At 67.2% G+C, this 20,575-nt stretch carries 17 protein-coding genes and 1 pseudogene; 12 read left to right on the top strand and 6 right to left on the bottom strand.

Annotated features, from left to right (window positions below):
- The first annotated feature begins 12 nt into the window (after nucleotides 1-12).
- From AAHH99_RS21535 to AAHH99_RS21520, 4 genes are read left to right on the top strand one after another with little or no spacing between them, the layout of a single operon-like run.
- Nucleotides 13-1,023 (top strand): VWA domain-containing protein, encoded by a 1,011-nt coding sequence (locus tag AAHH99_RS21535; protein ID WP_418770516.1) that lies wholly within the window; start codon nucleotides 13-15, stop codon nucleotides 1,021-1,023.
- 60 nt (nucleotides 1,024-1,083) lie between these two features.
- On the top strand, nucleotides 1,084-1,863 hold the full coding sequence (fabG1, locus tag AAHH99_RS21530) for a 3-oxoacyl-ACP reductase FabG1 (protein ID WP_418770515.1): 780 nt from the start codon (nucleotides 1,084-1,086) through the stop codon (nucleotides 1,861-1,863).
- Nucleotides 1,864-1,892: 29 nt separating this feature from the next.
- A complete protein-coding gene (gene inhA, locus AAHH99_RS21525; protein WP_064419819.1) occupies nucleotides 1,893-2,702 on the top strand; it encodes an NADH-dependent enoyl-ACP reductase InhA in 810 nt (269 codons plus the stop codon).
- A 14-nt stretch (nucleotides 2,703-2,716) separates the two neighbouring features.
- Nucleotides 2,717-3,703 carry a ferrochelatase gene (locus AAHH99_RS21520; RefSeq protein WP_418770514.1) on the top strand — a complete coding sequence of 329 codons (987 nt, stop codon included), beginning with the start codon at nucleotides 2,717-2,719 and terminating at the stop codon, nucleotides 3,701-3,703.
- Here AAHH99_RS21520 and AAHH99_RS21515 read toward each other — a convergent pair.
- Nucleotides 3,700-4,548: a hypothetical protein gene (locus AAHH99_RS21515; protein WP_418770513.1), complete on the bottom strand. Its 849-nt coding sequence runs from the start codon at nucleotides 4,546-4,548 to the stop codon at nucleotides 3,700-3,702. The genes AAHH99_RS21520 and AAHH99_RS21515 overlap by 4 nt on opposite strands.
- Before the next feature lie 60 nt (nucleotides 4,549-4,608).
- Between AAHH99_RS21515 and AAHH99_RS21510 the strand changes: the two genes are divergently transcribed.
- Nucleotides 4,609-5,040: an NfeD family protein gene (locus AAHH99_RS21510; RefSeq protein ID WP_418770512.1), complete on the top strand. Its 432-nt coding sequence runs from the start codon at nucleotides 4,609-4,611 to the stop codon at nucleotides 5,038-5,040.
- A gap of 30 nt (nucleotides 5,041-5,070) precedes the next feature.
- A complete protein-coding gene (locus tag AAHH99_RS21505) occupies nucleotides 5,071-6,279 on the top strand; it encodes an SPFH domain-containing protein (protein ID WP_418770511.1) in 1,209 nt (402 codons plus the stop codon).
- Between the two features lie 18 nt (nucleotides 6,280-6,297).
- Here the strand turns inward: AAHH99_RS21505 and AAHH99_RS21500 are convergent, their stop codons facing one another.
- Together AAHH99_RS21500 and AAHH99_RS21495 are read right to left on the bottom strand one after the other, a co-directional pair.
- The gene (locus AAHH99_RS21500; protein WP_418770510.1) at nucleotides 6,298-7,494 is read right to left on the bottom strand and encodes a phytanoyl-CoA dioxygenase family protein; all 1,197 of its coding nucleotides are present in this window, start codon (nucleotides 7,492-7,494) and stop codon (nucleotides 6,298-6,300) included.
- A gap of 60 nt (nucleotides 7,495-7,554) precedes the next feature.
- On the bottom strand, nucleotides 7,555-8,301 hold the full coding sequence (locus AAHH99_RS21495) for a TVP38/TMEM64 family protein (RefSeq protein ID WP_418770509.1): 747 nt from the start codon (nucleotides 8,299-8,301) through the stop codon (nucleotides 7,555-7,557).
- Nucleotides 8,302-8,400: 99 nt separating this feature from the next.
- Between AAHH99_RS21495 and mutA the strand changes: the two genes are divergently transcribed.
- The 4 genes from mutA to AAHH99_RS21475 are packed head-to-tail and all read left to right on the top strand — an operon-like array spanning nucleotide 8,401 to nucleotide 14,826.
- A complete protein-coding gene (gene mutA / locus AAHH99_RS21490) occupies nucleotides 8,401-10,242 on the top strand; it encodes a methylmalonyl-CoA mutase small subunit (protein ID WP_418770508.1) in 1,842 nt (613 codons plus the stop codon).
- A gap of 19 nt (nucleotides 10,243-10,261) precedes the next feature.
- On the top strand, nucleotides 10,262-12,511 hold the full coding sequence (gene scpA / locus AAHH99_RS21485; RefSeq protein WP_418770734.1) for a methylmalonyl-CoA mutase: 2,250 nt from the start codon (nucleotides 10,262-10,264) through the stop codon (nucleotides 12,509-12,511).
- Nucleotides 12,512-13,504 (top strand): methylmalonyl Co-A mutase-associated GTPase MeaB, encoded by a 993-nt coding sequence (meaB, locus tag AAHH99_RS21480; protein WP_418770507.1) that lies wholly within the window; start codon nucleotides 12,512-12,514, stop codon nucleotides 13,502-13,504.
- Between the two features lie 47 nt (nucleotides 13,505-13,551).
- Complete coding sequence (locus AAHH99_RS21475) at nucleotides 13,552-14,826, top strand: serine hydrolase domain-containing protein (protein ID WP_418770506.1); 1,275 nt, start codon at nucleotides 13,552-13,554, stop codon at nucleotides 14,824-14,826.
- A 7-nt stretch (nucleotides 14,827-14,833) separates the two neighbouring features.
- On the opposite strand, the gene AAHH99_RS21470 is transcribed toward AAHH99_RS21475, so the two are convergent.
- Together AAHH99_RS21470 and AAHH99_RS21465 are read right to left on the bottom strand one after the other, a co-directional pair.
- On the bottom strand, nucleotides 14,834-15,571 hold the full coding sequence (locus tag AAHH99_RS21470) for a hypothetical protein (RefSeq protein WP_094286663.1): 738 nt from the start codon (nucleotides 15,569-15,571) through the stop codon (nucleotides 14,834-14,836).
- 44 nt (nucleotides 15,572-15,615) lie between these two features.
- Entirely contained in the window at nucleotides 15,616-15,987 is a 372-nt protein-coding gene (locus AAHH99_RS21465; protein ID WP_418770505.1) for an XRE family transcriptional regulator, read from the bottom strand.
- Between the two features lie 137 nt (nucleotides 15,988-16,124).
- On the opposite strand from AAHH99_RS21465, the gene AAHH99_RS21460 reads away from it, so the two are divergent.
- Together AAHH99_RS21460 and ileS are read left to right on the top strand one after the other, a co-directional pair.
- Nucleotides 16,125-16,769, top strand: coding sequence for a hypothetical protein (locus tag AAHH99_RS21460; protein ID WP_418770504.1), 645 nt, complete (start codon nucleotides 16,125-16,127; stop codon nucleotides 16,767-16,769).
- A 283-nt stretch (nucleotides 16,770-17,052) separates the two neighbouring features.
- Entirely contained in the window at nucleotides 17,053-20,247 is a 3,195-nt protein-coding gene (ileS, locus tag AAHH99_RS21455) for an isoleucine--tRNA ligase (RefSeq protein ID WP_418770503.1), read from the top strand.
- 91 nt (nucleotides 20,248-20,338) lie between these two features.
- Here ileS and AAHH99_RS21450 read toward each other — a convergent pair.
- Nucleotides 20,339-20,569 (bottom strand): annotated as a pseudogene (locus AAHH99_RS21450) (RNA-binding S4 domain-containing protein); the annotation flags it as partial.
- Nucleotides 20,570-20,575 lie beyond the last annotated feature (6 nt).

Here is a 20,575-nt window from a genome sequence, read left to right as displayed (position 1 = left end):
TGACGATCTGAGATGACAGTTCCACTGCTGGGACCGCTATCGCTCACCGGTTTTCAGCACATCTGGTGGTTCCTCCTGTTCGTGGTGGTCCTGCTGGTGCTGGCCGGGTTGTACGCCGCCGCCCAGATCGCCCGGCGAAAGCGGTTGCAGCGCTTCGCCAACACCGAGCTGCTCGACAGCGTCGCGCCCAAGCGGCCCAGCCCGCTGCGTCACGTTCCCGCGGTGCTGCTGGCGATCTCGCTGCTGTTGTGCACCATTGCGTTGGCCGGGCCCACGCACGACCAACGGCTTCCCCGTAACCGCGCGGTGGTGGTGCTGGCCATCGACGTCTCCCAGTCGATGCGCGCCACCGACGTCGACCCGAGCCGCCTGGCCGCGGCCCAGGAGGCCTCGAAGAAGTTCGTCGACGAGCTCACGCCGGGCATCAACCTCGGTGTCATCGCCTATGCCGGGACCGCCAACGTTCTGGTCTCGCCGACCACCAACCGCGACGCGAGCCGGCGCGCCATCGAGAATCTTCAGGTGGCCGACAAGACCGCGACCGGTGAGGCCATCTTCACCGCACTGTCGTCGATCTCCACCGTCGGCGCCGTCATCGGTGGCGGCGATACGCCACCGCCCGCGCACATCGTGCTGTTCTCCGACGGCAAGGAGACGGTGCCGAACAACCCCGACAATCCGAAGGGTGCGTTCACCGCGGCACGGGCCGCCAAGGATCAGGGCGTGCCGATCTCGACGATCTCGTTCGGCACGCCGAACGGGTCGGTCGAGGTGAACAACGAGCGGGTCCCGGTGCCCGTCGACGACGAGGGCATGGAGAAGATCGCAGAGCTCGCCGGCGGCGAGGCCTACACCGCGTCCAACCTCGACGAACTCAACAAGGTCTACGACACCCTCCAGGACCAGATCGGGTACGAGACCGTGCGCGGTGAGGCCACCACCGGCTGGCTTCGGCTCGGCGCCCTGTTCGCGGCCGTGGCGGCGGTGGCCAGCCTGCTGATCAACCGCCGGCTACCGCTGTGAGCGCGGCATTTCACTAAGGCGATTTCTTAAGAATGGCGGGCAGGCGATAGGTTGGCGGACATGACTGCGCACGCGACGAGCAAGGACACCGGAGCGACCGCCGAATCCGAATCGGCCGGTGGTCGTCCGCCTTTCGTCTCCCGCTCGGTGCTGGTCACCGGCGGTAACCGGGGGATCGGGTTGGCGATCGCGCAGCGCCTGGCCGCCGACGGGCACAAGGTCGCGGTCACCCACCGCGGGTCCGGGGCGCCCGAGGGACTGTTCGGGGTGGTGTGCGACGTCACCGACAACGACGCCGTCGACCGCGCGTTCAAAGAGGTCGAGGAGCATCAGGGTCCGGTCGAGGTGCTGGTGTCCAACGCCGGGATCTCCAAGGACGCGTTCCTGATGCGGATGACCGAAGACCGGTTCACCGAGGTCATCGACGCCAACCTCACCGGCGCGTTCCGGGTGGTGCAGCGGGCCTCGCGCAGCATGCAGCGCAAGCGGTTCGGCCGGATCATCTTCATCGGCTCGGTGTCGGGCATGTGGGGTATCGGCAACCAGGCCAACTACGCCGCGGCCAAGGCCGGCCTGATCGGGATGGCCCGCTCGATCTCCCGTGAGCTGTCCAAGGTCAACGTCACCGCCAACGTGGTGGCGCCGGGTTACATCGACACCGAGATGACCCGGGCCCTCGACGAGCGGATCCAGGCCGGTGCACTGGATTTCATACCCGCCAAGCGCGTGGGCACCGCCGAGGAGGTGGCCGGGGCGGTCAGCTTCCTGGCATCCGAGGATGCCGGCTATATCGCCGGCGCGGTGATCCCCGTCGACGGCGGCATGGGTATGGGCCACTAGATCTTTTCGCAAGAGAGAGGGACTTTCACATGACCGGTTTGCTCGAAGGCAAGCGCATCCTCGTCACGGGGATCATCACCGACTCGTCGATCGCGTTCCACATCGCCAAGGTTGCCCAGGAGTCGGGTGCGGAGCTGGTGTTGACCGGGTTCGACCGGCTGAAGCTGATCCAGCGGATCGCCGACCGGTTGCCCAACCCGGCGCCGCTGTTGGAGCTCGACGTGCAGAACGAGAAGCACCTCGACACCTTGTCCGAGCGCATCACCGAGGTGATCGGCGAGGGCAACAAGATCGACGGCGTGGTGCACTCGATCGGCTTCATGCCGCAATCGGGCATGGGCATCAACCCGTTCTTCGACGCGCCCTACGAGGACGTCTCCAAAGGCATTCACATCTCGGCCTTTTCGTACGCCTCGCTGGCGAAGGCGACGCTGCCGATCATGAACCGCGGCGGCAGCATCGTCGGCATGGACTTCGATCCGACCCGCGCGATGCCCGCCTACAACTGGATGACCGTGGCCAAGAGTGCGCTCGAGTCGGTGAACCGCTTCGTCGCGCGCGAGGCCGGGCCGTACGGTGTGCGTTCGAATCTCGTCGCGGCCGGGCCGATCCGCACGCTCGCGATGAGCGCGATCGTCGGCGGCGCACTCGGAGCCGAGGCCGGCGAGCAGATGCGGTTGCTCGAGGAGGGCTGGGATCAGCGCGCGCCGGTCGGCTGGGACATGAAGGACCCGACCCCGGTGGCCAAGACCGTGTGCGCCCTGCTGTCGGACTGGCTGCCTGCCACCACCGGCACCGTCATCTACGCCGATGGTGGCGCAAGCACGCAGTTGCTGTGACGGACCTCAGGTAAATGGACATCGACGCCGTCCTGCTGCTCTCGTTCGGCGGGCCGGAGCGCCCCGAAGACGTGATGCCGTTCCTGGAGAACGTGACTCGCGGGAGGGGCATCCCGCGGGAGCGGCTGGCGTCGGTCGCGGAGCACTACCTGCATTTCGGCGGCGTCTCGCCGATCAACGGCATCAACCGGGCGGTGATCGAGCGGCTGCGCACCTACGTCGACGTTCCGGTGTACTTCGGCAACCGCAACTGGGAGCCGTACGTCGAGGAGGCCGTGATCGCCATGCGCGATGACGGGGTGCGCCGCGCGGCGGTGTTCACCACGTCGGCGTGGGGCGGCTACTCGAGTTGCACGCAGTACGTCGAGGACATCGCCAGGGGACGGCAGGCGGCCGGTGACGCGGCCCCGCAACTGATCAAACTGCGTCAGTACTTCGACCATCCGCTGTTCGTCCAGATGTTCGCCGACGCGATCACCGACGCAGCGAAGGCGGTGCCGCACGATGCGCGCCTGGTGTTCACCGCGCACTCGATTCCGCTGGCCGCCCGGTCACGCTGTGGCGCAGAGCTTTACGAGCGTCAGGTGGCATATGCCTCCGGGCTGGTGGCGGCCGCGGCGGGGTACGACGATTACGACCAGGTATGGCAGTCCCGATCCGGCCCGCCGCAGGTGCCGTGGCTGGAACCCGATGCGGGCGATCATCTTTCCTCGCTCGCCGAGAACGGCATTTCGGCCGTGATCGTGTGTCCGATCGGTTTCGTCGCCGACCACATCGAGGTGGTGTGGGATCTTGACACCGAGCTGCGCGAACAGGCCGAAGAAGCCGGAATGGCCTTCGTGAGGGCGGCGACGCCGAACGCCGATCTCGCACGTGTCGCCGCCGATCTGCTCGCCGAGTTGCGCGACGGCCGGGACCCTGAGCGGGTGCCCGGAACGAATCCGCCGCCGCTGCAAGGGTATTCGGTCGACGGCGTGCTGTGCACGCCGGCCTGCGGCTAGCCTCGCCAGGCCGAGCGCAGGACCGCGTCGACCGCGGCCAGTCGGGCCGAGCGCACCACGGTCGACAGCGGACGCAGCGCGTCGTTGGCGATCTGCACCTCAGCGGAGCTGTGCAGCCCGATCGGTATCAGCCCGGCGCTGACGGAGATGATCGCGTCGACGTGCGCGGCGTTCTCCAGCACACGCGCCGCCCGGTTCGGCGCGTGGTCGGGCAGGCGATGCATGCGGGTGGATTCCAGCACCTGCTCGACGAGCCCGCGGGGATCCTCCACGTCGATCTCCGCTGCGCCTGCGCGCAGTGCACCGAGCGCGTCCGCCGCCGAGCGGACCGCGGACCGCAGCGCGTACTCGGCCTCGGCGAGATCGACATATCCCGCGGGCGTGGATGCGTCGGGTATCGAGTACACCGTCCACGACAACCCGCAGGGGTCACGGTCGAACTCGTCGGGATCCTCGAATTCGTCGTACTCGAAATCCGGCACCAGACCGATCGACCCTGCACCGGAGACGACGAGGGCCTCGCCCGCGGTCACCGCGTCGCGCTGGAACTGGGTGCCTGCGGGCAGCCCCCGAACGTCGCCGGGCACTGGCAGGGCCAGGCCGATCGGCGGTTCCGTCACGCCGGGGCCGGCGGCCGTGCGCAGCGTCTGCAGCAGCGACACCGCGCCCGTATCCACCAGATCGGGCCAGGGCAAACCAGTCGCGCCGGCCGCCACCGAATCATAGGCGGTTACGGAATGCTTTGGCGCCCAATGTGATAGCGCATCGAGAACATCGTCGGGCGCGGCAACGCCCGCTAACCAGGCATTGGCCCATACCGACAGCGAAACACTGGGACACCACATGATGTTCGAAGTGTAGTTGTTACGCCCGCAGGTGGTCGGGCGCGACGATAGGGTGGTGCCATGCCCGCTGCGCTGATCTGGTTAATTGCCGCGCTGGCGCTCGCCGGTGCCGAAGCACTGACCGGCGACCTGTTCCTCCTCATGCTGGGCGGCGGGGCGCTGGCCGCGGCCGGATCGAGCCTGATCTTCGACGACCTGTGGGTCCACGGCGCGGTGTTCGCCGTCGCGTCGATCCTGTTGCTTGTGCTGGTGCGGCCCGCGCTGCGAAGGCACTTCCAGGCTGGCACCGGTCTGCCCGACCCGGCCAAGGCGCTCGAAGGCAAAAGCGCGCTGGTGCTCGACCGGGTGGCCCAGCACGAGGGACAGGTGAAGCTCGACGGTGACGTCTGGACGGCGCGGCCGCTCAACGAGAACGACGTGTACGAACCGGGGGACCAGGTGACCGTCGTGCAGATCGACGGTGCCACCGCCGTCGTCCAGAAGCTCGCCTAGAACACACTGGGTACGAGGGAAGGGATCGTCATGGATGGAGCCGTCGCCGGCCTGGTGCTCGTCGGCGTGCTGGTGGTGTTCGCCGCCATCATCGTCGCGAAGTCGATCGCGCTGATACCGCAGGCCGAGGCCGCGGTCATCGAACGGCTCGGCCGCTACAGCAAGACCGTGTCCGGTCAGCTGACACTGCTGCTGCCGTTCGTCGACCGGATCCGTGCCCGCGTCGACCTGCGCGAGCGGGTGGTGTCCTTCCCACCGCAGCCGGTGATCACCGAGGACAACCTGACCGTGCAGATCGACACGGTGGTCTACTTCCAGGTGACCAACCCGCAGGCCGCGGTCTACCAGATCAGCAACTACATCGTCGGTGTCGAGCAGCTGACCACGACCACGCTGCGCAACCTCGTCGGCGGTATGACGCTGGAGCAGACGCTGACTTCGCGCGACCAGATCAACACGGCGTTGCGCGGCGTGCTCGACGAGGCCACCAACCGCTGGGGGTTGCGGGTTGCGCGTGTCGAGCTGCGCAGCATCGACCCGCCACCGTCGATCCAGGATTCGATGGAAAAGCAGATGCGCGCCGACCGCGAGAAGCGCGCGATGATCCTGACCGCGGAAGGCAACCGGGAATCGGCCATCAAACAGGCCGAGGGCCAGAAGCAGGCCCAGATCCTGGCCGCCGAGGGTGCCAAACAGGCTGCGATCCTGGCCGCGGAGGCAGATCGCCAGTCGCGCATGTTGCGCGCCCAAGGCGAACGCGCTGCTGCCTACCTGCAGGCCCAGGGCCAGGCGAAGGCCATCGAGAAGACCTTCGCGGCCATCAAGGCGGGCCGGCCAACGCCGGAGATGCTGGCGTACCAGTACCTGCAGACCCTGCCCCAGATGGCCAAGGGCGAGGCAAACAAGGTGTGGCTGGTGCCCAGCGACTTCGGTTCGGCACTACAGGGTTTCACCAAGCTGCTCGGCGCACCGGGCGAGGACGGCGTGTTCCGCTACACCCCGTCGCCGGTCGACGACACGCCGGTCAAGACTGATGACGACGACGAGGTCGCCGACTGGTTCAACACCGAGACCGATCCCGAGATCGCCCGTGCTGTGGCCAAGGCCGAAGCCGAGGCGCGCACCTCGGTGGACGGCCCCGCGCCCATCAACGCGCCGCCGTCGTTCCCGGGGCTCGGCCAGCAGACCAACCCTGCGCCCCAGGAACGCGAGCCCGGCGGCGGGGCGCACTCCCCTTGAGACATGGCGGGCAGGCGGTCACTGGCTCGTGTTCAGCGGCGCCGCGTCGGCCATCCGCTTCAACTGCTGACGGCCGACTTGGGCGCTGTTGTCGATCGTCGGAAGGCTGAAACTGGTGTACATCACCCGTCGGTCCCGGTCCGCCGGCGGCTGGGCCATGTGCAAAGTGCACGAGAGGTGGACGGTGACGTCACCGGCCTCGGTGGCGAGATCGACGACTGGAAGGTCGAGGCCCGGTTGGAGGCTTGGTGCGGGCCACACGAGGGCTCGATGCGAACCGGCGACGACCCGCAGCTGACCCGACGTGGCACCGCCGCCGGTCACCGAGATGCCGACCGTCAGGCCACAGCAGTCGTAACTGTGTCGACCGAGGGCGCAGTCCTTGTGCCAGGGGACGTCTGAGATGCCCCGCGTGACGCCGAGCGGCTTGAAAAGAGCCTCAACGCGTTTCCCATCCCATCCGCTGGGGACGTGTCCGTCGCCCGTTAACATGCCGATTCTGGCAAGACGTTCGTCAGCGACGAGCTCAGCGGCTGCCCGAGACTCCGCATCGAATTCCTGCATCCGCACCAGCGCGTTGGTCCCGTCTTTCAGGGTGGCCCACCATGACCGCCCGTCGCCCTCGAAGTAGCGTGGTGCGGCGAGGTCCATTTCCGTCGAGACGGCGGACATCTCCGCTTGGCTGAACATGCCCTTGATGTGCAGGTAGCCGGCTTGTTCGAGGAACCAGGCCATCTCGTCGGCTGGATCGTCTGGGGCGTAAGACGTTTGCAAGTCCAGTTGTTCGCCGTCGCGACCCCGGAAGACGACAGCTCCGTTGACATGAGGGGTCGTGCCGTCGATCGCTGCTCGCAGGAGGAGCCACCAGTCCAAGACGTCAGACAGTTGCCCGTGGATCTGCAGCGTGCCGGTGGTCAGCCACCCCATCGGGGTGACGTGGTCGGCGATCAGCGCCGCCAGCTGCTCTGCGTCGATTCGCAGTACTGTGCCGGTGGTCGACCCTTTCACGCATGTCAAGCGGTCGCCGTCAACGCCGAGGGTCCAACGCTGATCGTCGACCGAAACGGTCAGCGGTCGCGGCGGCCGCTGCTGAAACGATGGCGTGAACCGCTCGTTCGAGTCGGCGAACAGTTGCGGGACCATGACCTCGAAGAATTCGGCGGGCTCAAGAAGTGCGGGCTCGCCGTCGACCCTCGTTCGTACGTCGACACTCATGTGTGCAAACCAGCGTAGGAAGTTCCAACCCTTCCCATCAAGGGCAGACGACGGCCGACGTCATCTCGTCAGGTGGAGCGGTTCATCGACCTCGGCTTCGGTGTTGCGCTCGCGGTGGTGACGCCGGTGCACGCGGACCTCGTAGACCAGGCCCGCCACGCCCAGACAGGCCGTGCAGAACGAGATCAGTACGAGCAGGGGGCTGACGTTGCCGGCCAGAGCGTCGCCGAGGATCACCACCGCCGCCGTGCCCGGCACCAGTCCCGCCAGGGTGGCCAGCGCGTAGGGCAGCACACGCACCGACGACACGCCCGCGGCGTAATTGAGCACCGCGAACGGCACGGCGGGAATCAGCCGCATCGACAACACCGTCGGCCAACCGCGTTCGCGCAACCGCGCGTTGAGGGACTCGATCCGCGGATGGCGCACCGCCCGGTCCAGTCGGAGACCCACGGCGCGGACGAGCAGCACCGCGATGACCGCGCTGATCGTCGCCGCGGTCACCGCCAGAGGGATGCCCAGCACCGGGCCGAAGAGCAGGCCTGCGCCGAGCGTGAATGCCGTGCGGGGGAACGGGAACACTGTCACCACGATGTGGGCGGCCAAAAACGCCAGCGGAAACCACGGCCCGACCGAGGTGGCCCAGTCGCGCAACTGCACGGCGGTCGGCAAGGGGACCAGCAATGCAACTGCGACGAGAATCACAATCGCCAGCAGGGACCCGACCAGGCGCACCCGGGAGAGGCTCGAAATCGTCGCGAGCACCGCCCCGCGGACCGCGCGCAGGGTGCTGACGACGGAGTTCACGTCTACCAAGACTACGGAACCGCGGCCGAAGTCACCGGTTCGCGCGGCCGCGAGTCGACCGACCGGCAGCCACCGCTGTGACTGCGATCATTTAGCCTGATGATCGTGCAGAAACCCACTGTGGTCGAGGCCGATCGCGAGCGCTGGCGCTCAGCGGTTGCCGGGGTGCTGGCAAAGAGCACCAGGCGCGATCCCGCCGATCTGCCCGCCGAACCCGAGCGACTGCTGGATTCGCCCACCTACGACGGCTTCGCGATCCGCCCGCTGTACACCTGCGCCGATGCGCTGCCGGAACCCCCGCTGCCCGGCCAGTGGCCGTTCGTGCGTGGTGGTGACGCACTCCGCGACGTCAAGGCCGGCTGGAAAGTCGCCGAGGCGTTCCCGGCGTACGGGTCCGGCAACGTGGCCGAACACAACGGCGCCGTGTTGCTCAGCCTCACCGAGGGGGTCAGCGCGCTCGTCATCCGCGTCGGTGCGTCCGCGGGCGTCGCGGCCTCCGAGTTGAGCCGGCTGTTCGACGGCGTCTTCCTCGACCTCGTCCCGGTGCTCTTCGAGATCGCCGGGCCGGATTACGTTTCGACCGCCGACGCGGTGCTCGGTCTGCTGAGCGACCTCGACGCCGATCAGCGCTCCCGGCTGTCTTTGGACCTCGGGGCCGACCCGTTGACCGCACCGGTGAGCGGACGCGTGGCTCCCGAGATTTCCGACGTCGTGGCCACCGCGGCGAAACTCGGTGACTACAGCGGCGGCGTTCGCGCCATCACCGTCGACGGACCCGCGTTCCACAACCTCGGCGCCAACGCGTCGTGGGAGCTGGCCGGCCTGCTGGCCGCCGGCGTGAGTTACCTGCGGCAGCTGGAAGAGGGCGGTATCGCTGTCCCGGATGGGTTGCGGCAGATTAGTTTCCGCATCGCCGCCGATGACGACCAGTTCATGACGATCGCCAAACTGCGGGCCGCACGCCTGCTGTGGGCCAGGGTCGCCGAGGTCGTCGGGGCGCCGGAGCAAGGAGCGGTCACCCTGCACGCCATGACGTCGCTGCCGATGATGTCCAAGCGCGATCCGTGGGTGAACATGTTGCGCACCACGGTGGCCGCCTTCTCGGCCGGTGTCGGCGGTGCGGACACCATCCAGGTCCATCCGTTCGACGTCGCAATCCGCGGCGGCTTCCCGGGGACGGCCCCGAGCTTCGCGCGCCGGATAGCCCGCAACACCCAACTGCTGTTGCTCGAGGAGTCGCACCTAGGCCGCGTGCTCGACCCGGCCGCGGGTTCCTGGCATGTCGAGGACCTCACCGAGCAACTCGCCGAGCAGGCATGGGAACACTTCCAGGACATCGAATCCCGCGGCGGCTTCGACGCCGGCGTCGACGGCGGCGATCAGAGCGTCCGGGATTACGTCGCCGCCCGGATCGCCGAAGTGGCCGAGCGACGCGCCGAGGACATCGCACACCGGCGGACCGCGCTGACCGGCGTGAACGAGTTTCCCAACATCGCCGATCCGGCTCTGCCGCAGGGTGATTCGCTACCGGGGGTGGCCCGCTATGCGGCAGGTTTCGAGGAACTGCGGGACCGTTCCGACGCCTTCCTCGAGAAGACCCGGGCCAGGCCGAAGGTGCTGCTGCTGCCGCTCGGTCCGCTCGCCGAACACAACGTGCGCACCACCTTCGCCACGAACCTGCTCGCGTCGGGCGGCATCGAAGCGGTGACCGAGGCGGACCAGACGCCGCCGATCGCCGTGATCTGCGGCACCGACGCCCGTTACGGCGAAGAAGCCTCGACCGCGGTCGACTCGGCACGCAAGGCGGGCGTATCGCACGTGCTGCTCGCCGGGCCGGAAAATGCCGTCGCGGATGCCGATTCGAAGCCGGACGGCTACCTGACCGCGAAGATCGACGCGGTCGCCACCCTGTCGGACCTGCTCACCAGATTGGGGGCCTGACGTGACTGCCACAACCGGGATCGGAAAGACCATCGGGAGTTTCGCCGACGTCCCGCTGCACGGCGACAAGCGTGCCGACGCGCCGACCGAAGCCGCCGTCACCGCCCATGTCGAGGCGGCCGCCACGACGCACGGATACGGCGCCGACCAAGTCGACTGGGTGACGCCGGAGGGTATCGACGTCAAGCCCGTCTACATCGGCGCCGACCGCGACGCCGCCGTCGCCGCCGGATATCCGCTTGACACCTTCCCGGGCCAACCGCCCTTCGTGCGGGGCCCGTACCCCACCATGTACGTCAACCAGCCGTGGACCATCCGGCAGTACGCGGGTTTCTCCACCGCCGCGGAGTCCAACGCCTTCTACCGGCGCAACCTGGCCGCTGGGCAGAAGGGCCTCTCGGTGGCGTTCGACCTGGCCACCCACCGCGGTTACGACTCCGACCATCCACGGGTGCAGGGCGACGTCGGAATGGCTGGCGTGGCCATCGATTCCATCCTCGATATGCGCCAGCTGTTCGACGGCATCGACCTGTCGACGGTGTCGGTGTCGATGACGATGAACGGGGCGGTGCTGCCGATCCTCGCGCTGTACGTCGTCGCCGCAGAAGAGCAGGGCGTGCCGCCGGAGAAGTTGGCCGGGACCATCCAGAACGACATCCTCAAAGAGTTCATGGTCCGCAACACCTACATCTACCCGCCGAAGGAGTCAATGCGGATCATCTCCGACATCTTCGGCTACACCAGCGTCAAGATGCCGAAGTTCAACTCGATCTCGATCTCGGGCTACCACATCCAGGAAGCCGGTGCCACAGCCGATCTCGAGCTGGCCTACACGCTGGCCGACGGTGTCGAGTACATCAAGGCCGGCCTCGATGCCGGGCTCGACGTGGACAAATTCGCGCCGCGCCTGTCGTTCTTCTGGGGCATCGGCATGAACTTCTTCATGGAGGTCGCCAAACTGCGGGCCGGCCGGCTGCTCTGGAGCGAGCTGGTCGCCGAGTTCAACCCGAAGAACCCGAAATCGCTGTCGCTGCGCACCCATTCGCAGACGTCGGGGTGGTCGTTGACCGCCCAGGACCCGTTCAACAACGTCGCGCGCACCTGCGTCGAGGCGATGGCCGCGACGCAGGGGCACACCCAGTCGTTGCACACCAACGCGCTCGACGAGGCGCTGGCGTTGCCGACCGACTTCTCAGCCCGCATCGCACGCAACACCCAGTTGCTGCTGCAGCAGGAGTCGGGCACCACGCGGCCGATCGATCCGTGGGGCGGCTCGTACTACGTCGAGTGGCTGACCCACCAGCTGGCCACCGCGGCGCGGATGCACATCGGCGAGGTCGTCGAGCACGGCGGGATGGCGCAGGCGATCTCCGACGGCATCCCGAAACTGCGTATCGAGGAGGCCGCCGCTCGCACCCAGGCGCGCATCGACTCCGGCCAGCAGACGGTGATCGGCGTCAACAAGTACCAGGTCGACGAGGACCACGAGGTCGAGGTCCTCAAGGTCGAGAACAGCCGGGTGCGGGCAGAACAGCTCGCCAAACTCGAGCGGCTGCGTGCCGAACGCGATCAGGCCGAGGTGGACGCCGCGCTGGCCGAGCTGAGCCGGGCGGCCGGTGCCCGCGGGCCTGCGGGAGAGGACGGGCTCGGCAACAACCTGCTCGCCCTGGCGATCAACGCCGCGCGGGCCAAGGCCACCGTCGGCGAGATCTCCGATGCGCTCGAGCGGGTCTACGGGCGCCACGTCGCCGAGATCCGTACGATCGCCGGCGTCTACCGCGATGAGATGGGGGGTGCAGGGGTCAGCAACATCACGAAAGCCACCGACCTCGTGCAGAAGTTCGCCGAGGCCGACGGTCGCCAGCCGCGCATCCTGATCGCGAAGATGGGCCAGGACGGCCACGACCGCGGCCAGAAGGTGATCGCGACCGCGTTCGCCGACATCGGCTTCGACGTCGACGTCGGCTCGCTGTTCTCCACCCCCGACGAGGTCGCACGGCAGGCCGCCGACAACGACGTGCACGTCGTCGGCGTCTCGTCGCTCGCGGCCGGGCACCTGACCCTGGTGCCCGCGCTGCGCGAAGCGCTGGCCGAGGTGGGTCGGCCCGACATCATGATCGTGGTCGGCGGCGTCATCCCGCCCGGCGACTTCGATGAGCTCTACGCCGCCGGAGCCACCGCGATCTTCCCGCCCGGCACCGTGATCGCAGACGCGGCGGTCGGCCTCCTGCACAAGTTGGCCGATCGGCTGGGCTACCGCCTCGACTAGATGGCCGATCCGACCGCCGACCTTGCGGCCGCCGTGGCGGACGGCGACCGAGCTGCCCTGGCAAGAGCCATCACGCTGGTGGAGTCGACGCGTGTCGACCACCGCGAGCAGGCCCAGGAACTGCTGCTGAAGCTGACCGAGCACGCGGGCAGCTCGCTGCATGTCGGGATCACCGGAGTGCCCGGCGTCGGCAAGTCGACGACGATCGAGGCGCTCGGCATGTACCTGATCAACCAGGGGCACCGCGTCGCCGTGCTGGCCGTCGACCCCTCGTCGACCAGGACCAGGGGCTCGATCCTGGGCGACAAGACCCGCATGGCGCAGTTGGCGGTGCACCCCGACGCCTACATCCGCCCATCGCCCACCTCGGGCACACTCGGCGGCGTCGCCAAAGCAACCCGCGAGACGATCGTGCTGTTGGAGGCGGCCGGGTTCGACGTGGTCCTGGTCGAGACGGTCGGTGTTGGGCAGTCCGAGGTGACCGTCGCCAACATGGTCGACACCTTCGTGTTCCTCACGCTCGCGCGTACCGGCGATCAGCTGCAGGGCATCAAGAAGGGCGTGCTCGAACTCGCCGACATCGTCGTGGTGAACAAGGCCGACGGCGAGCACGCGATCGAGGCAAAACGGGCCGCCCGTGAGCTCACCGGTGCCATTCGGCTTATTTATCCCCGCGAAACACTGTGGCGCCCACCGGTTCTCACGATGAGCGCGTTGGAGGGGACGGGCCTCGAGGAGCTGTGGGCGACGGTGCTCAAACACCGCGGCGTGCTCATCGAGGCCGGGGAGTTCGAAAGCCGCAGGCGCGCTCAGCAAGTCGAGTGGACCTGGTCGATGGTGCGCGATTCGGTCCTCGACCGGGTGCTGTCGAACCCGAACGTGAAGCGGATGCGCGCCGAGATCGAACGTCAGGTCCGCGACGGGGAGCTGACTCCCGCGCTTGCTGCGCAGCACCTGCTCGACGCCTCTGACATGCGCGAACCTAACAAATAGGTAACGGTAGGTTTATTTGCCGGGGCTACGAGTAAATTAAATAAATTGTGACGGGTGTCAACAAACGGGAGCGCAGCGCCGCGCTTCCGCACGGTGTCCAGGGCGCTGCGGATTCCAACTTCGCCTGCACCCTGCGTGGTTTCTCGCGACTGTTCCCCGGCCGTCGCTACGGCGGCGGCGCCCTGTCGATCTACCTGCACGGTGAGCCCGTCGTCGACGTGTGGACCGGCTACTCGGACCGCCGCGGCACGCAGTACTGGAGCGCCGACACCGGCGCGATGGTCTTCTCGGTCACCAAGGGCATGGCGTCGACGGTCATCCACCGACTCGCCGACCGCGGCCTCATCGACTACGACACCCCGGTGGCCGAGTACTGGCCCGAGTTCGGCGTCAAGGGCAAGGCCGCGATCACGGTGCGCGAACTGATGCAGCACCGGGCCGGACTGTCCCACCTCAACGGGTGCACCAAGGCTCAGCTGCTCGACCATCAGGTGATGGAAGAGCGGGTAGCGGCCGCGCCGGTCAACAAGCTGCTGTTCGGACATCAGGCCTACCACGCGCTGACCTACGGCTGGCTGATGTCCGGCCTGGGCCGAGCGGTCACCGGCAAGGGCATGCGCGATCTGATCCGCGAGGAGCTGGCCGAGCCGCTCGACACCGACGGGTTGCACCTGGGCCGCCCGCCGGCTAACGCGCCGACACGCGCCGCGCAGATCCTCGCCCCGCAGGGCGCCCTCGCCAACCCGGTCTTCAACTTCGTCGCCCCGCGCGTCGCGGCGCTCGGTGTATCCGGGATGTTCGGTTCGATGTACTTCCCCGGCATGAAGTCGGTGGTCCAGGGCGACACCCCGTTCCTGGACGCCGAGATTCCGGCCGCCAACGGTGTGGCCACCGCCAGGAGCCTGGCCAAGATGTACGGTGCGATCGCCAACGGCGGCCGCATCGAGGGCAAACAGTTCCTGTCCGAGGAGCGGGTCGCCGCGCTGACCGGCCGGGCGAGCTACTGGCCGGACCGCAACATCTTCGTGCCCTTGAGCTTCAATCTGGGCTACCACTCGCTCCCGGTGCCGCCGGGCGTGATGCCCGGGTTCGGCCATGCCGGCCTGGCCGGGTCGGTCGGGTGGGCCGATCCGAGCACCGGGCTGGCATTCGGCTTCGTGCACAACCGGCTGCTGACGCGGATGGTGCTCGACCAGGCGACGTTCGCCGGGCTGGGCGTGTTGATCCGGCGCGACGCGGCGCGGGCGCGCAGGCGTGGCTATCAGACGGTGCCCGATCTGGGTGCGCCGTTCTACAGCGTGTCGCGCGAGGTCGCGGGGTAGCGCGCGGTCACTGAGAAGCGCTGCTGAACCACTTCGTCTTCTGCCGCCAGGACTCCGCCGAGGTCAGCGCGAATCCGGCACCGCACATACACGCGAAGACCCACACCAGGGTCGTGCCGCCGTCGTGCTGTTGCAGCGCGGGGATGTAGGCCGTCAGCAGGCGCACGATGCACGCGGCGATGCCCGCGGCGGACGAGATCAGATAAACGTTGGCGATCTTTCGCGACCGCGGATCCCTGCGCAGCACCAGCAGGGCCCGGCTGCCGTACCCCAACAGGTAGATCAGGATGCCGCAGAGGATCAGCCAGTAGGTGTTCAGCCAGAAGTCGGTGGGCACCTGGAAGAAGTCCGGCTTGTAGATGCGCGCACCGTTGCCGAGAGAGAACGTCACCAGCAGCAGCGGGATACACAACGTGGCCGGGATTTCGACATACTGCTTGAACGACCTCTGGAGCAGGTGGTCGTCCTGCAGGCGACCGAGGGCGTTGTAGACGACGGCCGACGCGGCGACGATGTAGCAGTCATGGCCGATGAAGTCTTCGAGGTTCCACTTGCCGGTCAGCGCATGCAGCGCGACACCGAGCGTTTCCGAGGCCCACGGGGACATCAACAACACCGCCATGCCCTGCAGGGCGATGTTGAGGGTGGCGGCCACTTCCCAACGGGAGGACCAGGTGACCCGGCGAATCCACAGGCTCCACGCGATACAGCAAAGCGTGATCGCGATCAGTGTCGCCAAAGCCATAGGGTTGCCTTCGGAGCTGCCGTAGTACTCAGCAAAGTGTACGGCTAAAGGGGCGGGGCGTCACTCCGCGGTCGCAGCTCGGAGAGTCGAGGGATGCGGGTTCGCAACCTGGTCGTCTCCCGCACGGCCGTCTGGCCGGAACCGCCTGTGCGTTCCAGGTATTCGACGTAACTGAGCACTTCTTGCCTGGTCATCAGGCCGAACCTGATCTGCAGGTCCGGATAGTTCAGACCGAACCGGTCGGCGACCCGCCGCAGCTCCTCGGCGTCTGGGTAGTCGGGCTCTTTGATCCTGCGGTAGTACGTGCTGCTGGATGTGCCCAGTGCGTCGTAAATGTCTTTGGCCTCGATGTCGCCGTCGAGCAGGTAGTCGAGCAGCGCTTTGAGTTGTCTGCCGTTCTCGTCTGTCCGAGGCACTTGTCCACTCTAAACCAAACGTCCCGCATTTGGGCAGTGCGGTCCGCAAACTGGAGGAGTTTGCCTAAATTGACACTGGCGTCACAGTTTTGGGAGGCGTCTCCCATTTTTGGGACACGTGAGCTATCTTTGGTCGCATGGTTGCTCCCTACCTGGCTTCGCCGACAGAGGTTCTGCGCCCGCTCGCCGAGTTTGCTACGGCAATGGTCCGCGTCACGGACTACGACGCTGCGGATGCCGGTGCCTCCGCCAGCATGGTCAAAGTTTCGACCCCGGCAAGTGACGAGCTGACGGCCGAACTCGACGGGGCCACCGAAGGGCTCGGTCTGCCGGCCGACGAGATCCTGGTCGCCGCGCTGAGCCGAACCATCGCCCGCACACTCGGTGAAGGTCTGGTCCGAGTCGACATCGCCAGCGAGCGCGGTTCTCTGCTCGATGCAGTACCCCTGGTGTGTGTGGCGGGGCAGCACGCGAGCGCCACCGAGGTGCTGGCCTCCGTGCACCAGACATTGGCCGCCGCTTCGGAGCGCGAAGTGGCCGCTTCACCGGAGGTGTACTTCAACTACATCGGCGAATCGCCGTCGGACACCGTGCCGGTCCAGGAGACGCCGCCTGGCCTCGGCCACGCCCTCGAGGTGCGTGTCTACCGCGCTGGTGGCGACGTGCAGATCGACTGGTGGTACGACACCAGCCGCTTCGAGCAGTACACGATCGAGGAGCTGTCCGAACAGTTCCCGCTCGCGCTCGTCGAGATGACGTCCGACGCGCTGCCCCCCAACTGAGCGCGCGCCGTTCGGCGGTAAGATCGACGTCAACGGCTTGGATCCGGCCATCACCGGGGAGCCTTCGGAAGAACAGTTCGGCGCCACGATTTCTGAGGCGTTCCGAGCCCAGTAGAACCGAACGGGTGGGCCCGTCAACGCCCGAACTGAGCGGCGCACATCTCTTAGAGGGTGCGCAAGCGGGGTGGTACCGCGGCGCCCGCGCACCGGCGCGACGTCGTCCCCGTGCCTTGACGAACATGTGAGGCCTTTCGAACCGGAAGCCGAGCGAGGCACAGGAGCTATGACCGCCTACCCGAAGCCGGCCGCTGGGGCGCCCAAATTCCCCGCGCTGGAAACCGAGGTCCTCGAGTACTGGGACCGCGACGACACCTTCCGCGCCAGTATCGCCCGTCGCGACGACGCCCCCGAGTACGTCTTCTACGACGGCCCGCCGTTCGCCAACGGGTTGCCGCATTACGGGCATCTGCTCACCGGCTACGTCAAGGACATCGTGCCGCGGTACCGCACCATGCGCGGCTACAAGGTGGAGCGTCGCTTCGGCTGGGACACCCACGGCCTGCCCGCCGAACTCGAGGTGCAGCGCCAACTCGGCATCACCGACAAGGCGCAGATCGAAGAGATGGGCATCGAGAAGTTCAACGACGCCTGCCGAGCCTCGGTGCTCAAGTACACCGACGAATGGCGTTCCTACGTGACCCGCCAAGCCCGCTGGGTGGACTTCGACAACGACTACAAGACCCTCGAACCCGAGTTCATGGAGTCGGTAATCTGGGCCTTCAAACAGTTGTGGGACAAGGGCCTTGCCTACGAGGGCAACCGCGTGCTGCCGTACTGCTGGAACGACGAGACACCGTTGTCCAGCCACGAATTGCGCATGGACGACGACGTCTACCAGAGTCGCCAGGACCCCGCGATCACCGTGGGCTTCCGGATCGCCGAAGGAGATCTGGCCGGCGCCTACCTGTTGGTCTGGACCACGACGCCGTGGACGCTGCCGTCCAACCAGGCGGTCGCGGTCCACCCCGACGTCACCTACGTGCAGGTGCAGGGGCCCGACGGCCGGCGTCTCGTGTTGGCCGAGGCGCGGGTCGGCGCCTATGCGCGCGAATTGGGCGAGGAGCCGGAGGTTCTCGGGACGTACTCGGGTCGCGAGCTGCTCGAGACCCGGTACCTGCCGCCCTTTGCGTACTTCGCCGATGCGCCCCACTCGTTTCGCGTGCTGCCCGCGGACTTCGTCAGCACCGAGGACGGCACCGGCATCGTGCACATGTCGCCCGCCTACGGCGAAGACGACATGCTCACCGCGCAGGCTGCGGGCATCGAAGCCGTCACACCGGTCGATTCCAAGGGGCGGTTCGACGCCACCGTCCCCGACTACGCCGGACAGCACGTCTTCGACGCCAACCCGCAGATCATCCGCGACCTGAAGAATCAGAGCGGGCCCGTGGCTGCGCACGGTGCGGTGCTGTTGCGTCACGAGACCTACGAGCACTCCTACCCACACTGCTGGCGGTGCCGCAATCCGCTGATCTACCGGGCCGTGTCGTCCTGGTTCATCAAGGTGACCGAATTCCGCGACCGCATGGTGGAGCTCAACCAGGAGATCACCTGGTATCCCGAACATGTCAAGGACGGGCAGTTCGGCAAGTGGCTGGCCGGTGCCCGCGACTGGTCGATCTCGCGAAACCGCTACTGGGGCACCCCGATCCCAGTGTGGAAGTCTGATGATCCGGCGTATCCGCGCATCGACGTCTACGGCAGCCTCGACGAGCTCGAACGTGACTTCGGGGTGCGGCCCACCGATCTGCACCGGCCCTACATCGACGAGCTCACCCGGCCCAATCCCGACGATCCGACGGGCCACTCGACGATGCGGCGCATCGAGGACGTCTTCGACGTCTGGTTCGACTCGGGCTCCATGCCGTACGCGCAGGTGCATTACCCGTTCGAGAACCAGGACTGGTTCGACTCGCACTTTCCGGGCGACTTCATCGTCGAGTACATCGGGCAGACCCGCGGGTGGTTCTACACGCTGCACATCCTTGCCACCGCGCTGTTCGGCAAGCCGGCGTTCAAAACCTGTGTGGCGCACGGGATCGTGCTCGGCAACGACGGCCAGAAGATGAGCAAGTCGCTGCGCAACTATCCGGATGTGACGGAGGTGTTCGACCGCGACGGCTCCGATGCCATGCGGTGGTTCCTGATGGCATCGCCGATCCTGCGCGGCGGCAACCTGATCGTCACCGAACAGGGCATCCGCGAAGGCGTCCGGCAGGTGTTGCTGCCGCTGTGGAACGCCTACACCTTCCTCGCGTTGTACGCACCGAAGAAGGGCACCTGGCGCACCGACTCGAAGCACGTTTTGGACCGCTACATCCTGGCCAAGCTCGCCGTGCTGCGCGACGACCTCACCGCGTCGCTGGACGTCTGTGACATCTCCGGGGCCTGCGACGATCTGCGGCAGTTCACCGAGGCGCTGACGAATTGGTATGTGCGACGGTCTCGTTCGCGGTTCTGGGAGGAGGATCCCGACGCGATCGACACCCTGCACACCGTGCTGGAGGTGACCGCCCGGCTGGCCGCCCCGTTGCTGCCGTTGATCACCGAGCGCATCTGGCGCGACCTGACCGGTGAGCGGTCGGTGCACCTGACCGACTGGCCCGAGGAGAACCTGCTACCCACCGACCCCGAGTTGGTCGAGACCATGGACCTGGTGCGCGAGGTGGCGTCGGCGGCGTCGTCGCTGCGCAAGGCCAAGAAACTGCGGGTGCGACTGCCGCTGCCGAAACTCACTGTCGCCGTGGACAACCCGCAGCGGCTCGAGCCGTTCGCCGACCTGATCGCCGACGAGCTCAACGTGAAGGCCGTCCAGCTCACCGACGACATCGACACTTACGGCCGCTTCGAGCTCACGGTCAACGCGCGCGTTGCGGGTCCGCGACTGGGCAAGGACGTGCAGGCGGCCATCAGAGCCGTCAAGGCGGGAGAGGCCGTGGTCAACGCCGACGGCACGCTGACCGCCGGACCGGCGGTGTTGCAGCCCGACGAGTACAGCTCGCGGCTGGTCGCCGCCGACCCGGAATACACCGCGGCGCTGTCCGACGGGGCCGGGCTGGTGGTGCTCGATGGCACGGTCACCGAGGAGTTGGAGGCCGAGGGCTGGGCCCGCGACATGGTGCGTGAGTTCCAGGAAGCCCGGCGGCGCTTCGGTCTCGACATCGGCGACCGAATCGAACTGGAGTTGACCATCCGAGAGTTCCCCGCCGGTTGGCGCGACGAGCTGGCCGATCTCATCGCCAACGAGTTGTTGGCGCCCAGCTTCACGATCAGGCCCGACCCGAACCTGAAGCTTCGAGCACGCGACGATTCGGGGCTCGACATGGTAGGCGGTGCCCTGAATCTCGAGGATGGCGAATGGAAGACGGGGACTGTCGGTGGCGGGTACCCGTTCAGGCTCAGGAGAATAAGAATCTAGCGATCGCGCCCGCCCGCGAGTGTGGGGTCGATGAACGCATTGCGCGAATCAGCGTGACACGATCCCACACTCGGCAACGCCCGACCGCTAAACCGTCGGAAACGCGGGCGCCGCGCCCGGCGAACATTACGACATCGGCGGGGCGCAGCTGCCTGCCGCGTCGGCGCTCGACCTCGCCGTTGACGGTGACCAGGCCGTCGGCGATCACCGATTTCGCGTCTGCCCCCGAGTCGATGAGCCCGGCCAGCTTGAGGAACTGACCAAGCCGGATCGAGGCATCCTCGATGACGACATCGAACGGTTCGGCGCCCGGGTGTGCCATGCAGGT

The organism is Mycobacterium neumannii (assembly GCF_048452905.1).
Classification (GTDB): domain Bacteria; phylum Actinomycetota; class Actinomycetes; order Mycobacteriales; family Mycobacteriaceae; genus Mycobacterium; species Mycobacterium neumannii_B.
This window is presented reverse-complemented; position numbering and strand designations above follow the sequence as displayed.

Bases quoted from the DNA above. Each gene is read 5' to 3' on its own strand.
- AAHH99_RS21460 (WP_418770504.1), top strand. From the start codon at position 16,125: ATGGTTGCTCCCTACCTGGCTTCGCCGACAGAGGTTCTGCGCCCGCTC.
- AAHH99_RS21500 (WP_418770510.1), bottom strand. From the start codon at position 7,494: ATGAGTGTCGACGTACGAACGAGGGTCGACGGCGAGCCCGCACTTCTT.
- fabG1 (WP_418770515.1), top strand. From the start codon at position 1,084: ATGACTGCGCACGCGACGAGCAAGGACACCGGAGCGACCGCCGAATCC.
- AAHH99_RS21535 (WP_418770516.1), top strand. From the start codon at position 13: ATGACAGTTCCACTGCTGGGACCGCTATCGCTCACCGGTTTTCAGCAC.
- meaB (WP_418770507.1), top strand. From the start codon at position 12,512: ATGGCCGATCCGACCGCCGACCTTGCGGCCGCCGTGGCGGACGGCGAC.
- mutA (WP_418770508.1), top strand. From the start codon at position 8,401: ATGATCGTGCAGAAACCCACTGTGGTCGAGGCCGATCGCGAGCGCTGG.
- AAHH99_RS21520 (WP_418770514.1), top strand. From the start codon at position 2,717: ATGGACATCGACGCCGTCCTGCTGCTCTCGTTCGGCGGGCCGGAGCGC.
- AAHH99_RS21515 (WP_418770513.1), bottom strand. From the start codon at position 4,548: ATGTGGTGTCCCAGTGTTTCGCTGTCGGTATGGGCCAATGCCTGGTTA.
- ileS (WP_418770503.1), top strand. From the start codon at position 17,053: ATGACCGCCTACCCGAAGCCGGCCGCTGGGGCGCCCAAATTCCCCGCG.
- AAHH99_RS21505 (WP_418770511.1), top strand. From the start codon at position 5,071: ATGGATGGAGCCGTCGCCGGCCTGGTGCTCGTCGGCGTGCTGGTGGTG.
- AAHH99_RS21510 (WP_418770512.1), top strand. From the start codon at position 4,609: ATGCCCGCTGCGCTGATCTGGTTAATTGCCGCGCTGGCGCTCGCCGGT.
- AAHH99_RS21470 (WP_094286663.1), bottom strand. From the start codon at position 15,571: ATGGCTTTGGCGACACTGATCGCGATCACGCTTTGCTGTATCGCGTGG.
- inhA (WP_064419819.1), top strand. From the start codon at position 1,893: ATGACCGGTTTGCTCGAAGGCAAGCGCATCCTCGTCACGGGGATCATC.